The organism is Actinoplanes siamensis, from assembly GCF_016862395.1.
Lineage (GTDB): Bacteria > Actinomycetota > Actinomycetes > Mycobacteriales > Micromonosporaceae > Actinoplanes > Actinoplanes siamensis.
In genome coordinates this window covers 14,816-38,320 of the sequence record NZ_BOMW01000079.1, presented here as the reverse complement: position 1 = coordinate 38,320, position 23,505 = coordinate 14,816, and the positions used below count along the sequence as shown (strand labels likewise).

General features: G+C 70.1%; 10 protein-coding genes. 3 read left to right on the top strand and 7 right to left on the bottom strand.

Annotated elements, in window-relative coordinates:
* Positions 1-553 (top strand): HD domain-containing protein (locus Asi03nite_RS33795; protein WP_203684581.1); only part of this gene is annotated, 553 nt, incomplete at its 5' end.
* Between the two features lie 27 nt (positions 554-580).
* Positions 581-2,182, top strand: a complete 1,602-nt coding sequence (locus Asi03nite_RS33790; protein ID WP_203684580.1) for a glycoside hydrolase family 13 protein — start codon at positions 581-583, stop codon at positions 2,180-2,182.
* On the opposite strand, the gene Asi03nite_RS33785 is transcribed toward Asi03nite_RS33790, so the two are convergent.
* The 3 genes from Asi03nite_RS33785 to xylA form a co-directional block, all read right to left on the bottom strand.
* Entirely contained in the window at positions 2,093-3,550 is a 1,458-nt protein-coding gene (locus Asi03nite_RS33785; protein ID WP_203684585.1) for an MFS transporter, read from the bottom strand. The genes Asi03nite_RS33790 and Asi03nite_RS33785 overlap by 90 nt on opposite strands.
* A gap of 286 nt (positions 3,551-3,836) precedes the next feature.
* Positions 3,837-5,237, bottom strand: coding sequence for a xylulokinase (xylB, locus tag Asi03nite_RS33780; RefSeq protein ID WP_203684579.1), 1,401 nt, complete (start codon positions 5,235-5,237; stop codon positions 3,837-3,839).
* A 2-nt stretch (positions 5,238-5,239) separates the two neighbouring features.
* Complete coding sequence (xylA, locus tag Asi03nite_RS33775; protein ID WP_203684578.1) at positions 5,240-6,424, bottom strand: xylose isomerase; 1,185 nt, start codon at positions 6,422-6,424, stop codon at positions 5,240-5,242.
* 125 nt (positions 6,425-6,549) lie between these two features.
* Here xylA and Asi03nite_RS33770 point away from each other — a divergent pair, with 125 nt between their 5' ends.
* On the top strand, positions 6,550-7,626 hold the full coding sequence (locus Asi03nite_RS33770; protein ID WP_239103113.1) for an ROK family transcriptional regulator: 1,077 nt from the start codon (positions 6,550-6,552) through the stop codon (positions 7,624-7,626).
* Between the two features lie 56 nt (positions 7,627-7,682).
* Here the strand turns inward: Asi03nite_RS33770 and Asi03nite_RS33765 are convergent, their stop codons facing one another.
* The 4 genes from Asi03nite_RS33765 to Asi03nite_RS33750 all read right to left on the bottom strand — a co-directional run bounded on the left by Asi03nite_RS33765 (position 7,683) and on the right by Asi03nite_RS33750 (position 23,376).
* Complete coding sequence (locus tag Asi03nite_RS33765) at positions 7,683-9,392, bottom strand: VWA domain-containing protein (protein WP_203684576.1); 1,710 nt, start codon at positions 9,390-9,392, stop codon at positions 7,683-7,685.
* Between the two features lie 248 nt (positions 9,393-9,640).
* Positions 9,641-10,699, bottom strand: coding sequence for a lactonase family protein (locus Asi03nite_RS33760; RefSeq protein WP_203684575.1), 1,059 nt, complete (start codon positions 10,697-10,699; stop codon positions 9,641-9,643).
* 418 nt (positions 10,700-11,117) lie between these two features.
* Complete coding sequence (locus Asi03nite_RS33755; RefSeq protein ID WP_203684574.1) at positions 11,118-12,515, bottom strand: WD40 repeat domain-containing protein; 1,398 nt, start codon at positions 12,513-12,515, stop codon at positions 11,118-11,120.
* Positions 12,516-12,573: 58 nt separating this feature from the next.
* Complete coding sequence (locus tag Asi03nite_RS33750; RefSeq protein WP_203684573.1) at positions 12,574-23,376, bottom strand: LamG-like jellyroll fold domain-containing protein; 10,803 nt, start codon at positions 23,374-23,376, stop codon at positions 12,574-12,576.
* Between the last annotated feature and the right edge of the window lie 129 nt (positions 23,377-23,505).

Here is a 23,505-nt window from a genome sequence, read left to right as displayed (position 1 = left end):
CCGGCGGGTCCGCGAGCCGTACCTGAACCACCTGCTCCGGGTGGCGATCCGGATCATCCGGTACTACGCGGTGCGGGACGTGGACGTGCTGGTCGCGGCGCTGCTGCACGACGCGGTCGAGGACCATCCGGCCGAGTTGGCCGGGCTGGCGCCGGACACGCCGTACGCGAAAAGCACCGAAGCGGCCCTGGCCGTTCTCGCCCTCCGCTTCAATCCCCGGGTCGCCGATCTGGTCCGGTCGGTGACGAATCCGGCGTACGACCCGGACCGCGACCGCCACGAGCAGTACCGCGAGCACGTCGCGGAGAGCCTGGCCCGGGATCCGTGGGCGCGGATCATCAAGATCTCGGACTTCACCGACAACGGTGTCGGCGTGATCCACACCACGCTCGACAAGGCGCACCGGTCGGCGATCAAGTACCGCCCCCTGGTGCCGACGCTGCGCGAGCTGATCGGGCGGCCCGACACGCCGCTCTCCACCCAGGCCAAGGAGCACATCCTGGACCAGCTCGACCTCGCCGAGGAGCGATTCGCGGCCATCCTCGACGAGTGACCGGCGAGCCCGCCTACGCTGGGCCACATGCCCTCCACTGACGCCTGGTGGCGCGACGCCGTCATCTACCAGATCTACCCACGCTCGTTCGCCGACGGCAACGGCGACGGCATGGGCGACCTGTCCGGCATCACCGCGCGCCTGCCCCGTCTCCGGGAGCTCGGCATCGACGCCGTCTGGCTCTCCCCCTTCTACGTCAGCCCGCAGCACGACGCCGGTTACGACGTCGCCGACTACCGCGACGTCGACCCGCGCTTCGGCACCCTCGACGACGCGGACAAGCTGATCAGCACGGCGCACGACCTGGGTCTCAAGATCATCGTGGATCTGGTGCCGAACCACACCTCCAGCGAGCACGCCTGGTTCCGTGCCGCCCTCGCCGCCGGACCCGGCAGTCCCGAGCGGGACCGCTACATCTTCCATGACGAGCCGCCGAACAACTGGCAGAGCGTGTTCGGCGGCCCGGCCTGGCACCAGGTCGAGGACGGCCAGTGGTACCTGCATCTGTTCGACGTCTCCCAGCCCGACCTCAACTGGGACCACCCGGAGGTCCGCGCCGAGTTCCTGGACATCCTGCGGTTCTGGCTGGACCGCGGGGTCGACGGCTTCCGCGTCGACGTCGCGCACGGCCTGGTCAAGGACGCCAAGCTGACCGACTGGACGCAGCCGGCCGTGGTGCTCGGCGGGCTGGAGCCGGCCGGTCCCCCGCCGCCGATGTGGGACCAGGAGGGCGTGCACGAGATCTACCGCGAGTGGCGGGCCGTGCTGGACGGCTACGCGCCGGCCCGGATCCTGGTCGCCGAGGCCTGGGTGCAGCCCGAGGAGCGGCTGGCCCGCTACGTCCGCCCGGACGAGATGCACCAGGCCTTCAACTTCCCCTACCTGGAGGCGCCCTGGCAGCCCCAGGCGCTGCGCGAGGTGATCGACTCCTCGCTCGCCGCCACCGGCGCGGTCGGCGCCACCACCACCTGGGTGCTGTCGAACCACGACGTGGTGCGGCACGCCTCCCGGCTGGGCTTCCCGCCCGGCGAGAAGCGCAAGCCCGGGATCGGGATCGGCGACCCGCAGCCGGATACCGGGCTGGGCCTGCGCCGGGCCCGAGCGGCAGCCCTGCTGATGCTCGCCCTGCCCGGTTCGGCCTACCTCTACCAGGGTGAGGAACTCGGCCTGCCGGAGCACACCACGCTGCCCGACGAGGTGCGGCAGGACCCGGCCTGGGAGCGGTCCGGGCACGCCGAGCGCGGGCGGGACGGCTGCCGGGTGCCGATCCCGTGGGAGGCGGACGCCCCGTCGTACGGCTTCGGTCCCAGCGACGCCAGCTGGCTGCCGCAGCCCGCCACCTGGGCCGAGTACGCCCTGGACCGCCAGGTGAACGTGTCCGGGTCGACCTACGAGCTGTACCGGTCGGCGCTGGCCGCCCGCCGTGAGCACGATCTGGGCAACGGCTCGCTGACGTGGTCCGCCACCGAGGGCGAGGTGCTCGCGTTCCGCAACGGCGGAGTCCTGGTGCTCACCAACTTCGGTGCGGCGCCGGCCGAGCTACCGCCCGGCGCCCGGGTCCTGCTGAGCAGCGAGCCCCTCGACGACGGCCGGATCCCCGCCGACGTCACGGTCTGGGCGCTGGTCTAGTCCCTTGGCCAGCAGGGCGGCGTGCGTGGCGGCCATGTCCTCCGCCACCGTCCTGCTGGCCAGCCAGTACATGATCCCGGTGGGGATGAAGAAGAACTGGAACGCGGCCAGCCCGACCGCGTAGTTCAGCGGCGGCGGGAAGGCCCCGGAGAGCCGCTGGAAGGCCACCCCGATCAGCGCGTTGCCGCCGGCCCGGCCGGCCCCGTTGACCAGGTTGCCGATGCTGTAGACGGTGCCGCGGTGTTCCGGCGGGTTCACGTCGGAGATCATCGCGAACCAGTTCGGCGAGTTCGCCGACGTCAGCATCAGCGCGAAGACCGCGGTCGCCAGGCTGACGGCGACGGTCGGCTCGGTCACCACGTTGTCCAGCACCCCGCGGATCACCGCGGCGGTGCCGGCCCCGTCCGGCACGGTGATCTCCATCGGGACGAAGAACAACACCACGTAGAACGGCACGGCGGCGAGGACACCGACAGCCGCGACCAGGGCACGACCCCGGGGGGTACGGCGTTGCAACCGGTCCCCGGCCAGCCCGCCGAGGATCGACAGCGCCGCCCCGAGCTGGAAGATCGTCGCGAACACGCTGCCCACCAGCACCGCCGTCCCGGACGAGTAGCCCTGGTCCTCGGCTCGGGCCCGGAACAGCACCGGCAGCCAGACCAGCGAGCCGAACGCGATCTGCGCGGTGCCGCCCTGCAGGATCAGCCAGATGTTGGTGCGCCGGCCCAGGATGATCGGCAGGTGGTCGTGGTGGATCCGCTCGTCGTAGTCGACCCCGGCCAGCTCCGGCTGGCTGTCGCCGCGCGGCACGTTGAAGGTGAACAGGTAGGCCAGCGTCGCGGCGATCCCGGCGACCGCGGTGACCAGGAACGGCCGCCGCCAGTCGGCGTGCCCCAGGATGCCGCCGGCCAGGGTGCCGGCCAGCGTGCCGACGCCCTGGGACAGGCCCCAGAAACTCATCACCAGGCCCCGGCGCCGGGGTGAGATCAGGTCGCTGACCACCGAGAAGCTCACCGAGGCGACGGCGCCCAGCCCGACCGCGGCGAGCACCTGGGCCAGCAGGAACGAGACGTACCCGCCGGCCAGGCCGGACCAGGCGGTGCCGGCGATCCAGATCGCCGTGCCGAGGATCAGCACCGGCTTGCGGTCCGTGCGGTCCCCCGCGTACGCCCAGCCGATCGCCGCGACCGCGCTGATCAGGAACATGATCGTGGTGGCCAGCGCGATGTGCCCCTCGCCCACCCCGAAGTCGTCGCCGATGCTGCCGTACAGCGGCGGGACGATGCCGATCGCGACGTTGTCCAGGGACGCCAGGATCACGAAGACGACCACGCTGTAAACGCGGTGCACGGTGCCGCCCCTGCCCATCACGGGGTAGAGGTTAGCGAGAGTTCGGCCGGTGGACGGGGGCGCGTTGCCGCGTGGGCCACGGTTTTCGGTGATCTGTCGACATGCTGGTCGTGCGGATCGCCAACTTCGTCCACGCGACCTCCGGCGGCCTCCGCACGGCGTTGGGCGAGCTCGGCGGGGGACATCCGGCGGCAGCGCATCAAGCTGCGCTGATGCGCCGGGAAGGAGCCGCCCCGACAACAAGACCGCGGAAAAGATCGCGGGGGTACGGCGTGAGCGCCGCACCCCCGACAGAAGGGGTCGTTCAGCGGATCCGGTCCAGCACGGCGTGCTGGGCGGCCGCGTACTGCTCGCGGATCAGTGGGACGGGCTGGTCCTCGTACACCTGCGGGGTCTCCGCGGACCAGGCGGGCGGGACGTCCCCGCCCAGGGCGACCCAGGCGGCCTGCCGTGCCGCGCCGTCGGCGACATACTCGCCGGGTGGCGGGACCAGCACCGGCTTGCCGAAGAGCGCGGGCGCGATCCGGCGCACCGCCTCGCTGCGCGCGCCCCCGCCGACCAGCACGATCCGGTTGGCCCGGGCGCCCTGTCCGACCAGCGCGTCCAGCCCGTCGGCCAGCGCGCAGAGCATCCCCTCGACGGCGGCCCGGGCCAGGTGCGCCGGGTCGGACGTCCGCAGGGTGAGCCCGTGGATCGCGCCGGTGGCGTCCGGCCGGTTCGGGGTCCGCTCACCCTCCAGGTACGGCACCAGGACCAGGCCGTCCGCCCCCGCGGGCGCGGAGAGCGCCAGCCGGGACAACTCGTCGTGCGAGACGCCGAGCAGCTTGGCTGCCGCGTCCAGCACCCGGGCGGCGTTGAGGGTGACCACGATCGGCAGGAACCGCCCGGTGGTGTCGGCGAAGCCGGCCACCGTGCCGCTCGGGTCGACCGGTGCGGCGTCCGAGGAGACGAAGACCGTGCCGGAGGTGCCGATCGAGACGATCACGTCGCCGGGCAGCGCGCCGGTGCCGAGAGCGGCCGCCGCGTTGTCCCCGGCGCCCGGCCCCAGCGGCGCGCCGTTGGGTAGCTGACCGGCTCGCCCGGTCGGAGCCAGCACCTCAGGCACCCCGACGCGGCGTCCGAAGCCGAGTTCCAGCAGGTCGTACCGGTACTCGTTGGTCTTGGCCGACCAGTAGAGCGTGCCACTGGCGTCACTGCGGTCGGTCTTGATGTCCGCGATGTCCGTCGAACCCGACAGCTTCCACGTCAGCCAGTCGTGCGGCAGGCACACCGCGGCGACCCGGTCGGCCAGGGCCGGCTCGTTGCGGGCCAGCCAGCGCAGCTTGGTCAGGGTGAAGCTGGCGACCGGCACGATGCCGACCGCGTCCGCCCACTTGTCGCTCCCGCCGAGCTCGTCGATCAGGTCGGCGGCCGCGCCGGCGCTGCGTGTGTCGTTCCACAGCAGCGCCGGGCGGACCACCGCACCGTTCTCGTCCAGCACGACCATGCCGTGCTGCTGGCCGGCCACCGACGCGGCGGCGACGTCGTCGAGGCCGCCGGCCTCCTCGATCGCCGACCGCAGGGCCGACCACCAGGCGTCCGGGTGCACCTCGGTGCCGTCCGGATGCGCGGCCCGGCCCTGCCGGACCAGCTCGCCGGTCTCGGCGTCGCGGATCACCACCTTGCAGGACTGGGTCGAACTGTCGATCCCGGCTACCAGCGCCATGGTCAGCGGGCCCCGAGCAGGTGCTCGATCGCCAGCTGGTTGAGCCGGACGAATCCGTAGCCCTGAGCGCCGGCGGCGTCCGCGTCGTAGTCCTCGAACGCGCTGCGGTCGGCGATCAGGTCGGCGTACGTCTCGCCGGGGTTGAGGGTCGGCGTGGACAGTTCGGCGACCTTGGACGCGGCCAGCGCCTCCTGCACCTCGGGGTCCGCGCGGAACGCCTTGGCCCGCTCCTTGAGCAGCAGGTACATCCGGATGTTGGCCTTGGCCGACTCCCAGACGCCGGTGAAGTCCTCGGTGCGCGACGGCTTGTAGTCGAAGTGCCGCGGGCCGTCGTAGGCCGGGCTGCCGTCCGCGCCGTTCTCCAGCAGGTCGACCAGGGAGAACGCGTTGAGCAGGTCACCGTGGCCGAAGACCAGGTCCTGGTCGTACTTCGGGCCGTGCTGGCCGTTCAGGTCGATGTGGAACAGCTTCTCGTGCCACAGCGCCTGGGCGATGCCCTGGGTGAAGTTGAGGTTGGACATCTGTTCGTGGCCGACCTCGGGGTTGATCCCGAACAGCTCCGGCCGCTCCAGCTCCTGCACGAACGCGATGGCGTGGCCGGCGGTCGGGAGCAGGATGTCGCCGCGGGGCTCGTTCGGCTTGGGCTCGATGGCGAAGCGGAAGCCGTAGCCCCGGTCCTCGGAGTACTGCGCGAGCAGGTTGAGCGCCTCGCGGTAGCGGTCGAGCGCGGCCCGCACGTCCTTGGCCGAGTCGTACTCCGCGCCCTCGCGGCCGCCCCAGAGCACCAGCGTCTTGGCGCCCAGCTCGGCGCCGAGGTCCATCTGGCGCAGCACCTTGCGGATCGCGTAACGCCGCACCGAGCGGTCGTTGCTGGTGAAGCCGCCGTCCTTGAACACCGGGTGGGTGAACAGGTTGGTGGTGACCATCGGGACGATCAGGCCGGTCTCCTCCAGCGCCTTCTTGAAGCCGGCGACGACGCCGTCCCGGGTCTGCGCGTCGGCGCCGAAGGGCACCAGGTCGTCGTCGTGGAAGGTGATGCCGTACGCCCCGATCTCGGCGAGCTTGTGCACCGCCTCCACCGGGTCGAGCGCCGGGCGGGTCGCGTCACCGAACGGGTCGCGAGCCTGCCAGCCGACGGTCCAGAGACCGAAGGAGAACTTGTCTTCGGGTGTGGCCTGGAGCGACACGGTTACCTCCGGGAAACGCGTACGATTTGTTTAGTGGTTGAATTATTTGGCCGGGGTATGGCATTGTCAAGGGCGTGACGGCCCGGCTGAGCACCCGATCCAGCGCCCCCGTCCGGCAGTCGAGCGTGCGAGCCCATAATCTCGCGCTGGTCCTGCACACCGTGGCGAACAGCGCTGATCCGCCGTCCCGGGCGGCCGTCGCGAGCGCCACCGGCCTGACCCGGGCCACCGTCTCGGCGCTGGTCGACGACCTCATCGCGGGCGGGCTGCTGACCGAGCTGGACCCGCCGCCGCGCACCGGCGCCGGACGTCCCGCGGCCGGGCTGGCGCTGACCGCGGCCGGGCCGGCCGGCCTGGGCCTGGAGATCAACGTCGACTATCTCGCCGCCTGCGTGGTCGACCTGACCGGCACGGTCCGCCAGCGTCTCACCGAGCACGCCGACCAGCGCCCGGCCGGACCGGCCGAGGCGCTGGCCGCGCTGGGCCGGCTCGGCGCCCGGGCCCGGCTCGCCGCCGAGGCCGACGGCCTGGTCCTGGCCGGCGCCGCGCTCGCCGTGCCCGGCCTGGTCTCCGGTGACCTGGTCCGGGTCGCGCCCAACCTGGGCTGGCAGAACGTGGACGCGCCGGTGCTGCTGCGCGGCGTGCCGGAACTCGCCGACCTGCCGGTCGCCGTCGACAACGAGGCCAACCTCGCCGCTCTCGGAGAGCTGCGGGTCGCCGGGGGCAACCCCGATTTCCTGTACGTGAGCGGCGAGGTCGGCATCGGCGCCGGCCTGGTGATCGACGGGGAGCTCTATCGAGGAGTACGGGGGTGGAGCGGCGAGATCGGGCACGTCACCGTCTACCCGGACGGGCGGCACTGCCGCTGCGGCGCCCGGGGCTGCCTGGAGCAGTACGCCGGGCAGGAGGCGCTCGCCGCCGACGAGCCGCTGGCCGCCGCCGCGCTCGGGATCGCGCTGGCCGCCGTGGTCAACCTGCTCGACGTGCCGGTGATCGTGCTCGGCGGGGCGTTCGTGCCGCACTTCCCGCGGCTGCGCGACGGCATCGAGGCGGAGCTGCGGCGGCGGGTGCTGACCGCCGGGTTGGCGCCGGTCACGCTGCGGGCCGCGAGCCTCGGGGCGGACGCCGCGGTGCGCGGGGCGGCGGACGCGGTCATCCGGGGCGTGCGCGACGACCCGGCCGCCTGGCTGCGGCGCACGTGAAACGGCCGCCACCCCCCTCCGGGGTGACGGCCGCGTGGTCGTGACTGCGCTCGGGCCTACTCGACGCCGGTCCGCGAACCGATCGCCTGCAGGAAGATGTCCGTGATCTTGGTGGGGTCCTCGGCGATGAAGACGCCGCTGCCCTTGACGACCTTGCTGATCGCCTTGAGCTCGCCCTCGTTCACCTGGTCGCCGATGCCGATCAGCACCAGCCGGACCGGCTTCGTCGGGTCCTGCGCCTTCTTCAGCTCGGCGAGCAACTTCTCCTGGCTGATGCCGTCGTCGTTGTCGTTCTCGCCGTCGGTGAACAGCAGGACCGAGTTCGCCTTGCCGGGCCGCCAGTTGCTCTTGGAACTGTTGTAGGCGTCGAGCACCGTGTCGTAGAGACCGGTGTTGCCGTCCTGCTTCGGGTTCAGCTGCGGGATCGTTGCCGCCACCTGGAGCCGCCCGGTGTTGAGCGGCGTGATCTTGATGAGCTCCTTCCACGGCTTCTTGCCGTTCATGTTCGTGGAGAAGGCCCACACGCCGACCGCCCACTCGTCGCTGAACAGCGAGAGGCCGGTCCGCGCCGCCGCCTGGGTGACCTGCGCCTTGCTCGCGTTGTCAGCGGTCGGCACCGGGTCGCCCATCGAGCCGGACACGTCGAAGACCGCCAGCACCCGGCCGGCCTGGGTGGTCGCGTTCCAGGTGCCGACGACCTTGCCCACCGCGGCGGCGTCGATCCCGGCCGCGGCCGTGCCACCGCTGTCACCGCCACCGGCGGCGGCGGTGATCGCCGGGGACGCCGCGGGAGCGCCGACCGGGGCGACGAAGCCGGAGCCGTACGTCCCGTCCGGGGCGCGCAGGCCCCGGGCGGCCAGCTCGTTCTTGAACGAGCTGGACGACAGCCGCTTCAGCAGGGCCTGCGCCGCGCTGATCTTCTGACCGTCGACGACCTGCGGCAACACCGTGAACGGGTAGTCCAGCGGCAGCGACGGACCGTCCAGGTAGACCGCGCTCAGCTCCACGGGTGGGCGCTTGGCGTTGAACGAGATCACGTCCTCCTCGGAGAGCGGCGCGGCGCCCAGGCTCTCCGAGAGGGCGGCCTCGTCCGCCGACTTGGGAAACTGCTCGAGCAGCTCGTCCCGCAGCTCCGACCGGTTCTTGGCGAGGTAGGTGAGCGCCTGGACCTGCTTCTCCACGGCGCCCTTGCCGGCGCCCAGGGCCTGCCCGACCGCCATCAGCGCGGTCAGGCCGGACGCGTCCCGGGCCGGGTTGACGATGCCGAACTTGGCGGCGTCGGCCGAGCCGAGCTGCTTGGCCAGCAGGCTCGCCAGGGCCACCTTCTTGCCCTCCAGCCCCTGCGCCTGCGCGATCGGCTGCGGGATCGCGACGACCAGCGGGCTCTGCGCCACCGAGGTGACCTTGCTGGGCTGGAAGCCGGACGCCTCGTTGCGCAGACGCAGCTGCCAGGTCGACGAGTCGGGGATCCACACGTCCGGCACCTGGATCGAGCCGGCGGCCTGTCCCAGACCGGTCAGGTTGACGCCGTGCTCACGCGCGATGGCACTGGCCACGTCGGCCGAGGCGACCTCGGACACGGCGACCGAGACACAGGTGCCGTTGACGTTGCCCCCGTCCTTCGTCCAGGCGTTCACGGCGTTCGTGACAGCGGGTGAGATCTCCGGGGCGGCGGCGAGGTTCAATGCGATCGACCCGGTGCACTCGGAGTCAGCCAACTGGCTGTATCCGAACCAGGTACCCGCGACAACGACAACGATCGCCATCGCTCCTCCGACGACGCTCGCCCCTTTTAAGTTGAAGTTTCTACGATGGCGGCCAGACACGCGCTCCATAGTGCGCATCTCCGGACCTGAATGCCATATACGTTCGGCCGAAAATTACTCAGATTGGCGTTCGCCGATCAGAAAACAACCGTGCGTAGCGGCGCGCTCTCGATCGGTGGCGAGTTCAAGCACCCGGGCGGTCGATTTGGTCAGATATCTCACAGACCCGCCCGGGTGCCCGATGTCGCCTATGACCTGATCATCGTCGGGTTCCAGCGGAGCAGACAGGTGGGGCTCGGCTCGGCGGTCGGCTCCCCTTCCGTCACCGGAATTCCGGTGTCCGGATCAACGCGAAAAACAGTCACGCTGTGTGAACGCTGATTGGCTACGTACAGGTGATCACCAATCAAGATCAGGTGTCGTGGCCAAACGCCGCCGGTCGATGTCTCATCCACCACCGTGGCATTGTCGCCGTCCCAAGCGAAGGTGGTCACCGTGTCCGGGCCGCGGTTCGCCAGGTACACGAACCGGCCGTCGCGCCCCGCTGTCACCTCGGAGGGATAGACCGCGCCGCCGGCCGCGCTGGACGCCACCTCGCCACGGGCCTCCAGGGTCGGGCCGCCGGCCGCGCGGTACCAACTCAGCGTCCCGCTCAACTCGCCGGCCAGGAGCAGTGCCCCGTCCGCCGAGCGGGTCAGGTGCCGCGGCCCGGTGCCGGGCTTCGCCTCCACCGCCGGCTCCGGCGCGCCGAGCCGGCCGGAGATCGGGTCCAGCCGCGACCGCCACACCCGATCCGAGCCCAGGTCGGAGATCAGCACGTCCGGGCCGTTGCGGTCCGGTACCACCATGTGCGCGTGCGGGCCGCCCTGCCGCTCCGGTTCCGGGCCCGACCCGGCCAGGGCGAGCAGGTCGCTGCGCTCGCCCGGGGCGCCCTCGGCGTCCAGCGGGTGCACGGCGACCGAGCCGCTCGCGTAGTTGGCCACCACCAGGTGCCGGCCGTCGGCGGTGACGGCGAGGTGGCACGGGTCGGCGCCGCCGGTCGGGCGGGTGCCGAGCGGGACGAGGGAGCAGTCCGGGGCCACCGAGAAGGCCGAGACGGTACCCTCCTCCAGCTCGTTGACCGCGTAGAGGACCGGAAGGGTCGGGTGCTGGGTGAGGAAGGATGGCGAGGGAGTGCGCGCGGCCAGCCCGAGCCGGGTCAGTTCCCCGTTCGCCGGGTCACGCCGCAGCAGCGTGATGCCGTCACCCTCGCCTCCCTTGTCACTGGTGTAGCAGCCGACGAAGACGTACTCAGCGTTCGCGCCCATGCCCCGATCCCATCACAGACGGGCGCCGAAACTCGGCAGGCTCCGCTTCTTGACCGGTACATCGCCCCCGGCCACCGTCCGGCCGGGGGCGCGCCGCCGCCCCGCCGCCCCTGGGATCCGCGGCGCTACGGTGTGGGCAGCGGAAAGGAAGGGTGACCGGGCGCCGCCACGGTCGGCACCCAAGGCTCCTACGGCCTGATCCCCGACGAGGCGGTCCCGACCGAGGGACACGCCTCGATCCAACGCCGCCTCGGCCGGGGCGACGTGCTCGCCCCGGCGGGCCTCACGCCGCTGGTCATCCGCGAGCCGTTCGAGCAGGTCGAGGCGATCCGCCGGGACGCCCGCGAGCTGCTGTCCCGCCCCCTGGTGGTCCGAGCCAGCACCGGCCCGGCGCCGGACTGGCCGACGCTCCCGTTCCCTACCCGAGTTCGCGAACTATCTCGCCGAGCAACGTGGCTTCCCGAGGTGTCGGGTTCGCCTGGAGCAGGCGGTGGAAAAGCACGGCGTGGGGACGGATGGCGTCCCGGCACAGATCCTCCAAGCCGTCCCGCCCGAGGCCCTGCTCGACATAGTGGGTGTCACCACTCACGCCGGCCAGAATCAGTTCGAGCACGGTGCGCCGCGCCGGCTCCGAAAGCGGCTCGTCGGAGAGCGCCAGCACGGCCATCGGCATCAGCGGGACAATCGACTCGAAAAGCATGTTCTGTGTCTCGACGTCGTCGAGGAGACCGGCGCCGTCGGCCTCCGCATCGGTGGTCGCGGCCACCAGCCTCGCGAAGTCGTGCGGGACGTGCGCCGCGCCCCGGCCGCATGCGCAGTTCAGACTGCTCCAGGCGAAACGCCCGGCTTCGGCGCGCCAGGTCGGTGAGCCTCGGTCCGCCGGGCCGGCGATGTCGTCCGCCGGGCCGAAGGCTGTTGGCCTGGCCGAGATCACCTGTCCGATCTGGTCCCAGACGGCGAGCGATCCACCGCCATCGGCAGCGATGATCTCACTGCCATCGGCGGACAGTGCGAGCGCCCGGATCCACCCGCCCAGATGACGCATCTCGTTGACCTGGCGCCCGGACGGCAGATACCAGGTCTTGACCACGCAGTCACGGCCACCGGTGAGCAGGGTGCGGCCGTCAGCGCCGAATCTCAGCGCCAAGACGCTGTCGACATGGGCCGCAAATTTCCAGGATTCTCCGCCGCGCCAATTCCGTATTTCCACGCCGCCTTGCATGTCGCCGATGGCGACGGCCTGTCCGGACGGGTCGAAAGAAACCGCACCGACGCCCGTTCCGGCCGCGCGCAGCGTATCGACCAGACGACCCGACGACACTTCCCACAAACGAACGACGCCGGAGCGGCCGGCGGTTACCAGGTACTGTCCGGCGTCGTCCAAATCGACTGCGGTTATCGCCCGGTGGAAGCCCACCGTGAGGCCCGCATTCGCGTCGAGGACCATAGCGTCGCCGGCCGCGCCCACCTGGACGCTCACCGACCCATCGGCATGACCCGCGGCGACCAGCGCTCCGCCCGCGGAGATCGCCACACTGCTCACCGGGTGTGCGTGCAGGTGAACGGCCTCGGCGCCGCCGGCCTCCGCAGCCCACCGAAGGACGGTGCCGTCGGCGCAACCGATAGCGACCTGATCGCCGGCCGGGTCGAAGACCGCACCACCGGTCACCGCGCCGGGGAGCTCGAGCTCGGCGAGCAGCTCCCCGGACGCGGTGTCCAGCTTCCGGCATCCGCCTGCGCGGTCGACCGCGACCAGGAGCCGGCCATCCGCGGCCAAATCCGCGAAGTCGACGAAGGGAAACTCGGAGGCAGCCACTACGCCGACCTTTCTCACAGACTCAGCACGCGATTATGCGGAACGGAAAACCGAAGGACTAATTATAGCCACCTCGCGGATACTGTTCCGGCACATAGTCCTGCTGGCACCGGGAACACGCCACCTTCGGCTGCGCCGCGAAAGGATTCTTCGAGGTTATCTCCTGCGAATGGAGCAGAGCGACCTTGGAGGAGTCACCGCCCAGCGCGTTGACCACGTTGCCCTCCGCGCAGAAACCACCGCCGGAACAGCCCACCGCTATTTCACCGGTCTGCGTGTTGACTCCGCCCGACCACGCCCGGCGCATCGGCTGCTCCGGGTGGTGCTGCGCACGCATCTGCTTGTCGAGGAGGTCCTGCGCGTCGTCCAGTCGGCTGTCCAACGACCAGTTGCCCTGCGGAGCCGCCGGGGACGTCACCACGGGCGGCACCTTCCCCGCCGCACCGCGGGTGGTCGGCGCGCGGGAGGCGCCGTACGTCACACCGCACCCACCGGGCGTCGGGTTGTTGTTGTGCACCAGGACCGGCGACTCGCCCACCACCGCGTAGTACGTATGGACTCCGGCGACCGTGAGGTCCCGCATCTCCTTCGAGCCGTCGTGGTTGTGGATCGCGGTGACGACGACGTCGCCCTTGCCGGCCACCTTCAGGTGGTCGCCCGGCTTGAGGTCCTTCGCCTCGGTCCACGCCTTGGTCGTCTCGTCCCAGAACGGGTGGTTCTGGGTCGTGTTCAAGGTCGCGGACTTGCCGTCCTGATCCTTGACCGTGACGTCCGAGAACTCGTGGTCGGTGTTGCGGTGCAGCTGGGTGACCGGCTGCTCGTAGGACTTACCCGTCTCCGGGTCGGTCGCCACGACCGTGTCGCCGACGTTGACGTCCTGGATCGGGCGTTCCGATCCGTCAGCCATCAGGACCTTGGTGTCGGGGTCGAAGCTGTGGCACCTGGCCCCGCCGGAGATGCCGGTGATCAGGCCGGTGGCCATCGGCAGGCCACCGCCACCGCCGCCGCCCGAGGAGGCGTGGCTGCCGTTGCTGAGCGGGGAACCGCCGCCCTTGTTCTTCTTGCCGCCGGCGAAGGCGCCAAGACCCGGGATCATGCTCATCGCCGCGGCGCGGGGGTCGAACCGGCCGGTGGTGACCGCCTGGTTGAAGACCTCGTCGACGCCGTTCTCGACGGCCTCGGTGGCCATGCGGCCGACGAAGCCGGTGCCGACCTTGCCGGCGACCAGGGTGCCGACCTTGCCGGCGATGGCGCCGCCGGCGCCGCCGATCAGGCCGGTCAGGGCGCCGGTGCCGAGCGAGCCGAGAGCGTCACCGAACGAGTGGATGTTGCCCTGGGCGGCGTCCTTGGCCAGGTTGACCAGGGCGGACGCGCCGACCATGCAGGCGACCGCGCCGGCGCCCGCGGTGGCCGCCGTACAGGCCATGCCGGCGAGGATTCCGGCGCCGATGGCCGCGACCTCGATGATCGCGTCCTTGTGTTCGACGACGAACTTCTTGGTGGCCTTGGCCGCGTCCTTGATCGCCGCGACCGGGTTCTTGGCCACCCGTTTCGCGGCCGCGGTGACTGCCTTACCCGCCGCCTTGGCCTTCTTGACGACGGCCTTCGTGATCTTGGCTGCCTTGTGGACAGCCGCCTTCACGAATTTCTTGACCTTCTTCTTGACCTTGGCGACCTGCTTCTTGACGTACCGCTTCGCCTTCGACGCGTAATGCTTGACCTTCTTGACCACCCGGTGGGCGGCCTTCTTCACGGCCTTGACGGTGCGGTGGTACGTGGCCTTGACGGCGCTCACCGAGCGGTGGTAGGTCGCCGAGGCGTACGAGTATGCCGACGACACCGAGTAGGAGACGTACGACGACACCGACCGGACCGTGTTGCTGACGAAGCTCGTCGCCTTCTTGAAGATCGATCCGAAGCCGAAGTGGCCGGTCGGGTCGGTCACCGTGAGCGGGTTCGCGTCGCCGTACTGGTAGCGGTTGGCGTTGACCGAGTCGCCGATCGGGCTGTTCGAGACCGTGTCACGGGTGTCGAACTGTCCGGTGTCGGTGTTGTACCAGCGGGCCATCATGTTGACCCGACTGGTCGCGGTGTCGGTCCACTCCGACTGGTAGCCGAGGCTGCCGACCATCTGCCCGGCGTTGGCGACGACCTTGCCCAGCGGGTCGTAGACCGTCGAGCCGTCCAGCGCGGTGCCGGTCGCGGTGAACTGGGCCACCACGTCGTCGTGCAGGTCGGTCCAGGCCAGCTTGGTGCCGCCGCCGCTGGTCGCGGTCTCGGCGATCACCTCGTTGCCGACCCCGCGGACGTAGGTCGCCTGGCTGTCCGCGGCCAGGTCGTTGTCCGACCCGGTGTAGGAGAAGCCGTCCTTGACGGCCCGGCCCAGCCCGTCGTACTGGTACGTCTGCGTCCCGCCGTTGCGGTCGCCCTGCGAAATGACCTGACCGAACGCGTCGGCCTTGGTCAGCGTCGTGCCGGCGTAGCTCAGCGTGCCGCGGGCGGTGTAGTTGTAGTTCACCGTGTCCGCGGTCAGCAGCCGGTTACGGGCGTCGTAGGTGAACAGCTTGCTGCCGTTCTGCACCCGGTTGCCGGACTTGTCGTACGCGTACACCGTCGTGGCCGTCCCGTTGTTCCACGAGGTGAGCCGGTCGGCGTAGTCGTACGTGTAGGTGTTGCTGATCGTCTGACCGCCGAACCCGGTGGTCTTCTTCGACGTCAGGTCGTCGTTCTCGTTCCAGCCGTACTCGACCTTGGCGATCGACGTGCCGGCCGACGACCTCAGGTCGTCGTTCTTGAGCCGGTGCGCGTCGTCGTAGGTGAAGTTGCGGCTGTTGCCGGTCCCGTACGCGATCTTCTTGACACTGTTCAGAACGTCATAGCTGTACGTCGCGTCGACGCCCTTGCCACTGTTGGTCAGCTTCTGCAGCCGGCCCGCGGTGTCGTACCCGTAGTTGGTCGTGCCCGCCGCGTCGGTCCGCGAGGTCATCGCGCCGTCACCGTTGTAGGTGAACGAGGAGTTGCCGGACGGACCGTTGATGGAGGTCGCCAGACCGCGGTCGTCGTAGGTGACCTCGTTGTCGCCGCCGACTCCGGAGAACTTGGTGATCCGGCCGTCCTTGTCGTACCCGAAGGTGCGGTCGACGGTCGTGGCCTCGGCACCGGCACCGGACTGCTTGGTCAGCTGACCCATGAGGTCGTAGCTGTTGCTGACCGAGACGCCGCCCGGGAGCTGCTGCTTGACGACCCGGCCACCCTTGTCGTAGACGACCGTGAAGGTCCGGTCGGCCAGGTTCGGGTGCGCCGCCGTCGACGGCTCGATCTGCGACTCGGGCAGACCCCACGAGTTGTACGTGGTCCAGAACGCGTTGCCACGTCCGTCGGTGAACCGCGTCCGGTTGCCCTGCAGGTCGTACCCGAAGCTGGTCTCGATCGCGTCCGAGTCGTTGATCGGCTGCCGTTCCTTGATCAGCATGCCGGTCGGGTCGTACTCGTAGGTGGTCGTGTGCTTACGGGCGTCGACCGCCGCGACCAGGTTGCCGGCCGCGTCGTACTGGCTGGACTCGGTGGTCAGCAGCGTGCCCGTCGAGCTGTACTCGCTCGACGACACCGTCTGACCGGCCATGTCGTACGTGGTGGTGCTGTAGGTGTTGTCGGCCAGGGTCGTCTTCGTCGGGCGGCCCAGACCGTCGTACGTCATGGTGGTCTTGTTGTTGGCTCCGTCGTACGACTCGACGGTCTCGCCCAGCGCGTTGTACTTCACGCTGCGGGTGACCCCGGTCGGTGACGTGACCTTCGCGATCTGACCGTTGGTGTCGTACTCGAACTTGGTCTGGTACGACGCCGCCGACGGCGCCCGGACGATCTGCGTGCTGTTCTCCTGCCGGCCCAGGTAGTCCCAGGTCGTCGCGGAGACGGCCCCGGTCGGGTCGGTCGAGGTGAGCAGGTCACCGATCTTGTCGTAGGTGTACGTCGTCTCCCCGCCGTCGGCGGTGATCATCTTCGACATGCGGTCGAACTGGTCGTACTCGTACCGGGTGACGTTGCCGAACGGGTCGGTGATCGTCTTGACCTCACCGGACTCGGTGTAGGTCGTGGTCGTCTCCGGCGTGATCGGCGTCGTCTCGCCCGGCGGCGTGTAGCTCGGGCTGCGCTGCAGCGTCGGCTTGCCGTCGGCGTCGTAGTACGTCACCGACCAGTTGCCCAGCGCGTCCTTGGAGTCGGTGACCTCGCCGAACGTGTTGTAACCGGTCCACGAGACCGCGTTCGCCGTGACCTCACCGGTCGCCACCGACTCGGCCTTGGCCGCCGGCGCGGTGGACTTCACCGCGTTGCCGTCCTCGTCGTACGAGGTGTAGCTGGTGTAGCCACGCGGATCGGTCACCGAGGTGACGTTGTCCTCCTCGTCGTACGTGTAGCTGGTCCGCGTGATCTTGCTGCTGGTCGCCGCGAGGGTGCCACCGGCCAGCGCCTTGACGTCCGTGGCGGACAGCGCCTGCTGGTACACCTGCACGTCGCGGATGCCGCCGTTGAGGTTGTTGCCCAGCTCGTTGTTCCACATGCCGGTGCCGATGTAGACCGGACCGGTCGTCCCGAAGATCGCACCGGTGGAGGTGCTCTCCAGGGTGCCGCCCACGTAGAGCTTGGTCGACTGGTCGGCCGGGTCGTAGACGCCGGTCAGGTGGGTCCACGTGTTCGCGGCCGGAGTGCTGGTGGAGAGCGCCTCGGTGCCCGAGCTCGTGTCGGCGGCGTCGTCACTGACCACGATGAAGCGCCAGCGGCCACTCTCCTGGTCGTAGGCGAGGTCGAACGGGGACTGCTGCTTGCCGCCACCGCCGGACACCGCCCGGTAGAGCTGGTTCTTGTCGGCGATCTTCACCCAGGCCGAGACGGTGAACGCCCGGCGCGTGTCGACGACCGCGTTGTTGCTGGTCAGGTACCCGTTGCCGGAGAGCACAGCGGACCCTCCGCCGTCGCTGCTCCACGCCACGGCGCCCGAGGTGACGTCGGCCGGGCTGTTGCCGGCGCTGTCGGCGGCACGCGTGCCGGTGCCGTCGTTGAGCTTCCACCGGGCGACCGGGCTGACCGAGCCGGAGACGTACTGGGTCTGCGCCACCGCGCGACCGGCCTTGTCGTACAGCGCCTCGATCTTGCTCAGCACCGAGCCGGACGCGTCACTCTGCGTCGTGGTCAGCGCGTTGTCGTCCTTGTCGTAGACGACGCTGGTGGTCCGCTTGAGCCCGTCCGGGTCGGCGGTCGACGACGTCTCACGACCGGCGTAGTCGTACGCGTGCGTGGTCTTGGTCGTGAGGTTGTTGGTGTACTCGGTGAGCAGATTGCCGGCGTCGTCGTACTCGTTCTGCTCGACGACGAACGACTTCGTCCCGTCGGTGCGGACGACCTTGGCCTCGAGACCGTTGTCCGTGTACTCGTGCTTGGTCGTCCAGTCCTGCGCGTCCACCTCGGCCACCAGGCGACCGGCGGCGTCGTAGACGTTGCGGGCCACCCGGAGATCGGCCGCGGCCTGCGGCTTGTTCGGGTCGCCGGTCCAGCCGAGCAACCAGGTCTCGATCAGGTTGCCGGCCTCGTCGTACACGCTCTTGGTGACCGTGCCGTCCGGGCTGGTCTGGTTGATCACCCGGCCCAGGCTGTCGAACGTGAACGTGGTGGTCGCCCCGCCCGGCGAGGTCGAGCTGATCTCCTGGCCGTACTGGTTGTAACCGTGCTTCTCGACGCGCGCCGCGTCCCCGCCGGTCGCGTCCTCCAGGCGTACCTCGGTGATGTTGCTGTCGAGGTCGTAGACGGTCGTGGTGACCTCGGTGTGCACGGCGCCGGTGACCCGGTTGGTGACCGCCGGAGCCTTCTCCGACACCTCCCGGTCCAGCCGGTCGTAACTGTGCGTGGTGGTCACGCCGTCCGGGTTGATGCTGGAGATCTCGGTCTCGGTGAGGACCCGGCCGAGTGCGTCGTAGGTGAACTTGGTGATCTTGCCGGCCGGCTCGGTCACCTGCGCCACATCACCCGATTTGAAGTACGTGACGGTCTGGAACCCGCCGCCCGGCATCGTCACCTTCGTCGGCAGGCCCGCCGGCGGCGTCCCCCCGTCCGCGGCGACCGTGGTCGCGTCCGTGAACGCGGTCCTGGTGACCCGCCCCTCCGGCTCGGTGACCGTGATCAGGTTGCCCTTGGCGTCGTACTCGTTGGTGGTGAGGTAACGGTTGTCCGACTCGCCGGTCGAACCCGCCCCGCGAACCGTGAGCAGCAGGTCGTTCTTCGGGTTCGGGGTCAGCGTGGTGGTCGTCACGTCCGGGTAGTACGTGTAGTAGACCGACGAGCACCTCTTCGCCGACTGGTCCTGACACGTCACCGACTGCTTGGTGTTGCCCCGCGCGTCCTGGAACGTCTGGGTCAGCACGCCGTTGGGGTCCCAGACCATGCTGGAGTAACCGCCGACGTCGTACCCGTACTGCGTCGTCTTGCCGCGCTCGTCGGTCTGCGCCACGATCCGGTTGCCGTTGACCAGGTCGAAGTAGGAGACCTGGGTGGCCCGCTTGCCGTCCACGTCGGCCGGCGTGGTCACCGTGACCTGCGAGACCGGCATCGCGATCGGCGTCTTGGTCCCGGCCACCATGGTCATCGAGACCGGCGCGGTCTGCGTCGCCTTGACCACGTGGTCGGCGACCTGGACGGCGCTGAGCGTGCTGTCGTAGTACGCGACCTCGGCGATCGAGCCCGGCCACCAGCCGAAGTCGGCGGTGCCGTGCGCGGGCCAGCTTCCCGACCAGCGGCCGGCGCCGACGTACGCGTGCAGCGCGGTGGTCGCCACCGGGCCCTTGGCCAGCGGCCCGTCCACCTGCAGGCCGTCCAGGTAGAGCGTCTGGGTGGTGGTCGAGGCGGTCAGCGCGACGTGGTGCCAGTTGCCGTCGTTGACCGTGCCCTTCGTGGTGATCTGGTTCGCGACCGCGCCGGACCACAGACCGCCGCGGAGCTTGCCGTCCGTGCCGACGTAGAGCGCCGGGGTCCAGCCGCTGGTGGCCGCGGTGCCGATGGCGTCGGTCTGGTAACCGAACAGCACACCGCCCTTGGTGCTGCCCTTCGGCATCTTGAACCACATCTCGACGCTGTTCGGGCCGGTGGTCGGGATGTCGTCGGCCGGCAGTTCGAGGTACGAGGTGGCGCCGTCGAACGCGGTGCTGGTGGCGTCGGTGAACGGGCCCTCCTGGCCCACCGTCACGCCGTTGTAGATCGCGGTACCACCGGCGACCTCGTTGAGCGGGTCGGTGGCGTTCTGGTCGTCGCCGAGCCGCCAGTAGTCCTTGGGCTTGGCGCCCAGCACCGCGCCGGCGTAGACCAGGCTGCTACCGGCCACCGTGGGCTCGGCCAGCGACCAGGTGCCGCCGTTCTCGTCGACGACCGAGGCGACCCGGCCGCTGTTCTTGTCGTAGGAGACCTTGGCGGTGACGCCGCCGCTGGGCCGGGTGACCGTGGACAGCACCGGCTGGGTGGTCCGGCCGGACTTGTTCAAGGTGGCCACCGTGGCAGCGGTCAACGTCTGGTTGTAGAACGCCACGTCCGCGATCGAGCCGGAGAAGAAGGCCGGCTTCGCCGGGGAGACGCCGGTGTTCGCGTGGTCCGGCCAGCCGCCGCCGACGTAGCCCGCGCCGACGTTGATGTTGGCGGCGCCGTTCGCGATCGGGTAGATCGTGCCCGACAGCGGCGTCCCCTGGGCGACCCCGTCCAGGTACATCGTCTGCGAATTGCCCGCGCCGGCCAGCACCACGTGGTGCCACTTGGCGTCGGTGACGGTGCTGCCCGACTTCATCGTCTTCTCGGCGCTGCCCATCCAGAGCTCGCCGCGCAGGAAGCCGTTCTTGTCGATGTACAGCGCCGGCGTGTAGTTGCCCGTCGTGCTGCCCTTGCCGATCGGGTCGAAGTTGTAGCTGAACAGCACGCCACCGGGGGTGGAGGTGTTGAACCACATGCTGACCGACTGGTACTGGCCCTCGGCGATGAGGTTCGCCGGCAGCTGCGCGTACGAGCTGGTGCCGTTGAATCCGGCGGTGGTCGGGCCGGACGCGGCGAGCGGGCCGGCCTGGCCCAGGTTCACGTTGACGTACCGGGCGGCGTCGATGCCGGCGTTGGACAGGACACGGCTCTTCGCCACGGTCGCCCCGGCCGGCTCGTTGAACGGCCAGTACGCCTCCGGGTCCAGGTTGAGCACCGTGGTGCCGTGCTGGGCGGTCTGGTCGTAGCCGTACGCCCAGCAGTGCTGGTAGTCGTTGGGCTGGCAGACCTGGGCCAGGCGGTCGCCGGTGTAGCCGTACCGCCAGGTGTTGACGCTGTTCGCGTCGTTCGCGTCGACGCGGTCGGTGGCCACCGTCGCCACGTGGTAGGCGGTGGCGTCCGTCGGCTTGGTCCAGCCGACCGTCAGCTTGCGGCCCGACGCGCTGGTCACCGTCGACGGGTTGCCGTCCGTGCCGTACCCGATGGTCAGCGCGCGCCCGTTGGCGTCGGTCACCGAGGTCAGCCGGAAGACCTTGGCCCCGGTCACACCGGTGTCGCGGCCGAAGACGTACGCGGTCGCGTCCTTGTCGGTCAGCTTGTAACCGGTCAGCGTGGTGCCGGACTTGACCTCCTCGAACGTCGAGAAGCGGCCGGACGGCGGGATGAACGCGCCGGTCGAGGTGCGCCCGAAGGCCACCTCCTCACCGGTCGGGTAGGTGACCCGCACCGACTGCAGCGTGTTCGCCACGTCCAGCGTCTGCGTCGCCTTGGCGTCGAGGATGCTCGACCAGCCGGTGCCGAACGCCGTGTCGGTCCGGGTGTCCAGGCTGTTGTAGCTGCGGTTGATCGCCAGCGACGGGCCGACCGTGCTGATGTTCGCGTCGGTCGCCGAGGTCGTGTAGTTACCGATGCTCGAGTCGAAGCCCTTGCCGCCGTTCTGCGCCAGATTGCTGGTCACCACCGGCTGCGCGACGTTCGTGGTGAACGCGTACGCGGGCGAGGTGGCGCCGTAGGCGGACTGGTCGTAGGGCCGCACCGTGTACAGATACGTGGTGTTCCAGGCGAGCTTGCCGGCCGGCACCATCCAGGACGAGGCGACCGCCGGCGACGTGGCGATGGTGGTCTTGCCGTCGGCGCTGAGCACCGTGAAGACGTAGGTCAGGCCCTTGCCCGGCCAGTTGTCCGAGTCGTGGCCCTTGACCAGCAACTCCGGGGTCAGCGTGGAGCTCACCGAGTTGTTGGCCGGATAGCGGACGTCGACCTGCGGCAGCACGTTGTTGCTGTAGGTCACCGAGAGCTCGGGCTTGTACGCGCCCGAGGAGTAGTTCGCCGCGGTGAACCGCTTCCACGCGGCGCTGTCGGTCTCCGACGCGGTCAGCGCCAGCCCGTAGTTCGTGTCGCCCTTGGACCAGGCGTCGATCGCGGCCGCGTCCAGCGGCACCGAGACCCACTTGCCCTTGCTCCGGTCGCCACCGGTGTTGGTGCAGGCCGCGCCCGGGTCGGTGACGGTCAGCGAGCCGATCGCCGCGGAGTACGTGGGCGAGTCGGCGATCGAGGTGGACGCGGTCAGGTCGGCGACGGTCCACTTCGAGGTCGCCTTGCGCACGTAGAAGATCCGGTCGGTGTCACAGCTGTAGGTCCAGGTCAGGTACAGCTTGAGGGTCGCCGCCGTGACGTGCTTGCCCTTGATGTCGGTGTCGAAGTCGTCCAGGTGGATGAACGAGCGGGCTTTGGTAGTACCGCCGTTGTAGGTGCCGACCGGCAGGTTGTCACCGTTGTTGTTGGTGCCCGAGTCGTTGTCGACCATCACGTCACCGGTGGTGCCGGTGGTCGCGGTCGGGTCGACCCGGACCGGGTAGACGCGCGCCGGGTCGTTCAGCCACGCGCGGTCGGCCTCGACCCGCAGCGCGATCCCGCCGCCCTGCTGGACCAGCGAGAAGGTGACCTTGGTGGACTCGGCCGCGGCCCCGGAGCGCGGGTCGACCTTCGAGTCCTGCATCGAACCCTTGGGCAGCCAGGCCACCGCCTTGCCCTGCTTGTCCAGCAGTTCGATCCCGCCGGTGGCGTCGACCCGCGGGGTCAGGCCGTTGAGGGTCAGCGGGTACGTCCAGACGTTGGCCGCCCGCGGCGAGCGCAGGACCATCGTCTCCTTGATGCCGGCGTCGAACGTCTCCAGCTCGAGGTCGGTCTCCGGCAGGATGCCCGGGTAGGTGGCCAGGTTGCCGGCCACGGTCGCGGTCACCGGGTTGGCCCCGAGCAGCGAGTAGCCGACGCTCTCGCCGGTCGGCAGCTTCAGGTTCGCGATCGTGGGGGCCGGCGCGGTCGTGGCCGAGCGGGCGAGCGGGGGCGCCGCGCCCGCCGACGCCGCCACCGAGGTGTCCATCGCGTTGGCGGCCGCGTGCAGCCGGCCGTCCGCCTGACGGGTCAGGTTGACGTCGATCCGCTGCCAGTCGCCGGACTTGTCGCGGAAGTTGACCGGGCGCGGGTACGTCTTCGTGGTCACCGTGCCGTCGGCGTTGGTGAACACGTCGGACAGCCGGGTGGACCGGTTCTGGTCCCGGACGCTGGTCTTCGGGTCGAAACCCTTCTCCGCCGGGCCGGTGTCACCGACCGGGGTGGCCGGGTCGTACGGACGGTACGCGTCGAGCGTCCCCGCGGCCTGCTTGACCGGCCGCCCGGCTCCGCCGTGCGCCTTCGTGTCGGCGTACGACGCGTCCCGAGGGCCGCCGTCGCCGTGTCCCTGCCTGGGCGCCGCGGGCGTCGGCAGCGCCCACGCGGGACGCTGCGACCACCACGACCACAACCAGGACACCGGCAGATCGGGATCCTTGACGGCGCCGACCGGTGCGGCGACCGTCAATCCCAGTAGGACCGCGCAAAGTATCGCGATCCGGCCAAATCCACGGCGCATCGGCCGCCCTTCCCCCGAAGCTGTCAAAATGCTGGGAGAGTGTGCACGGCCGATCCGACAACTTCAACATCGAGATCT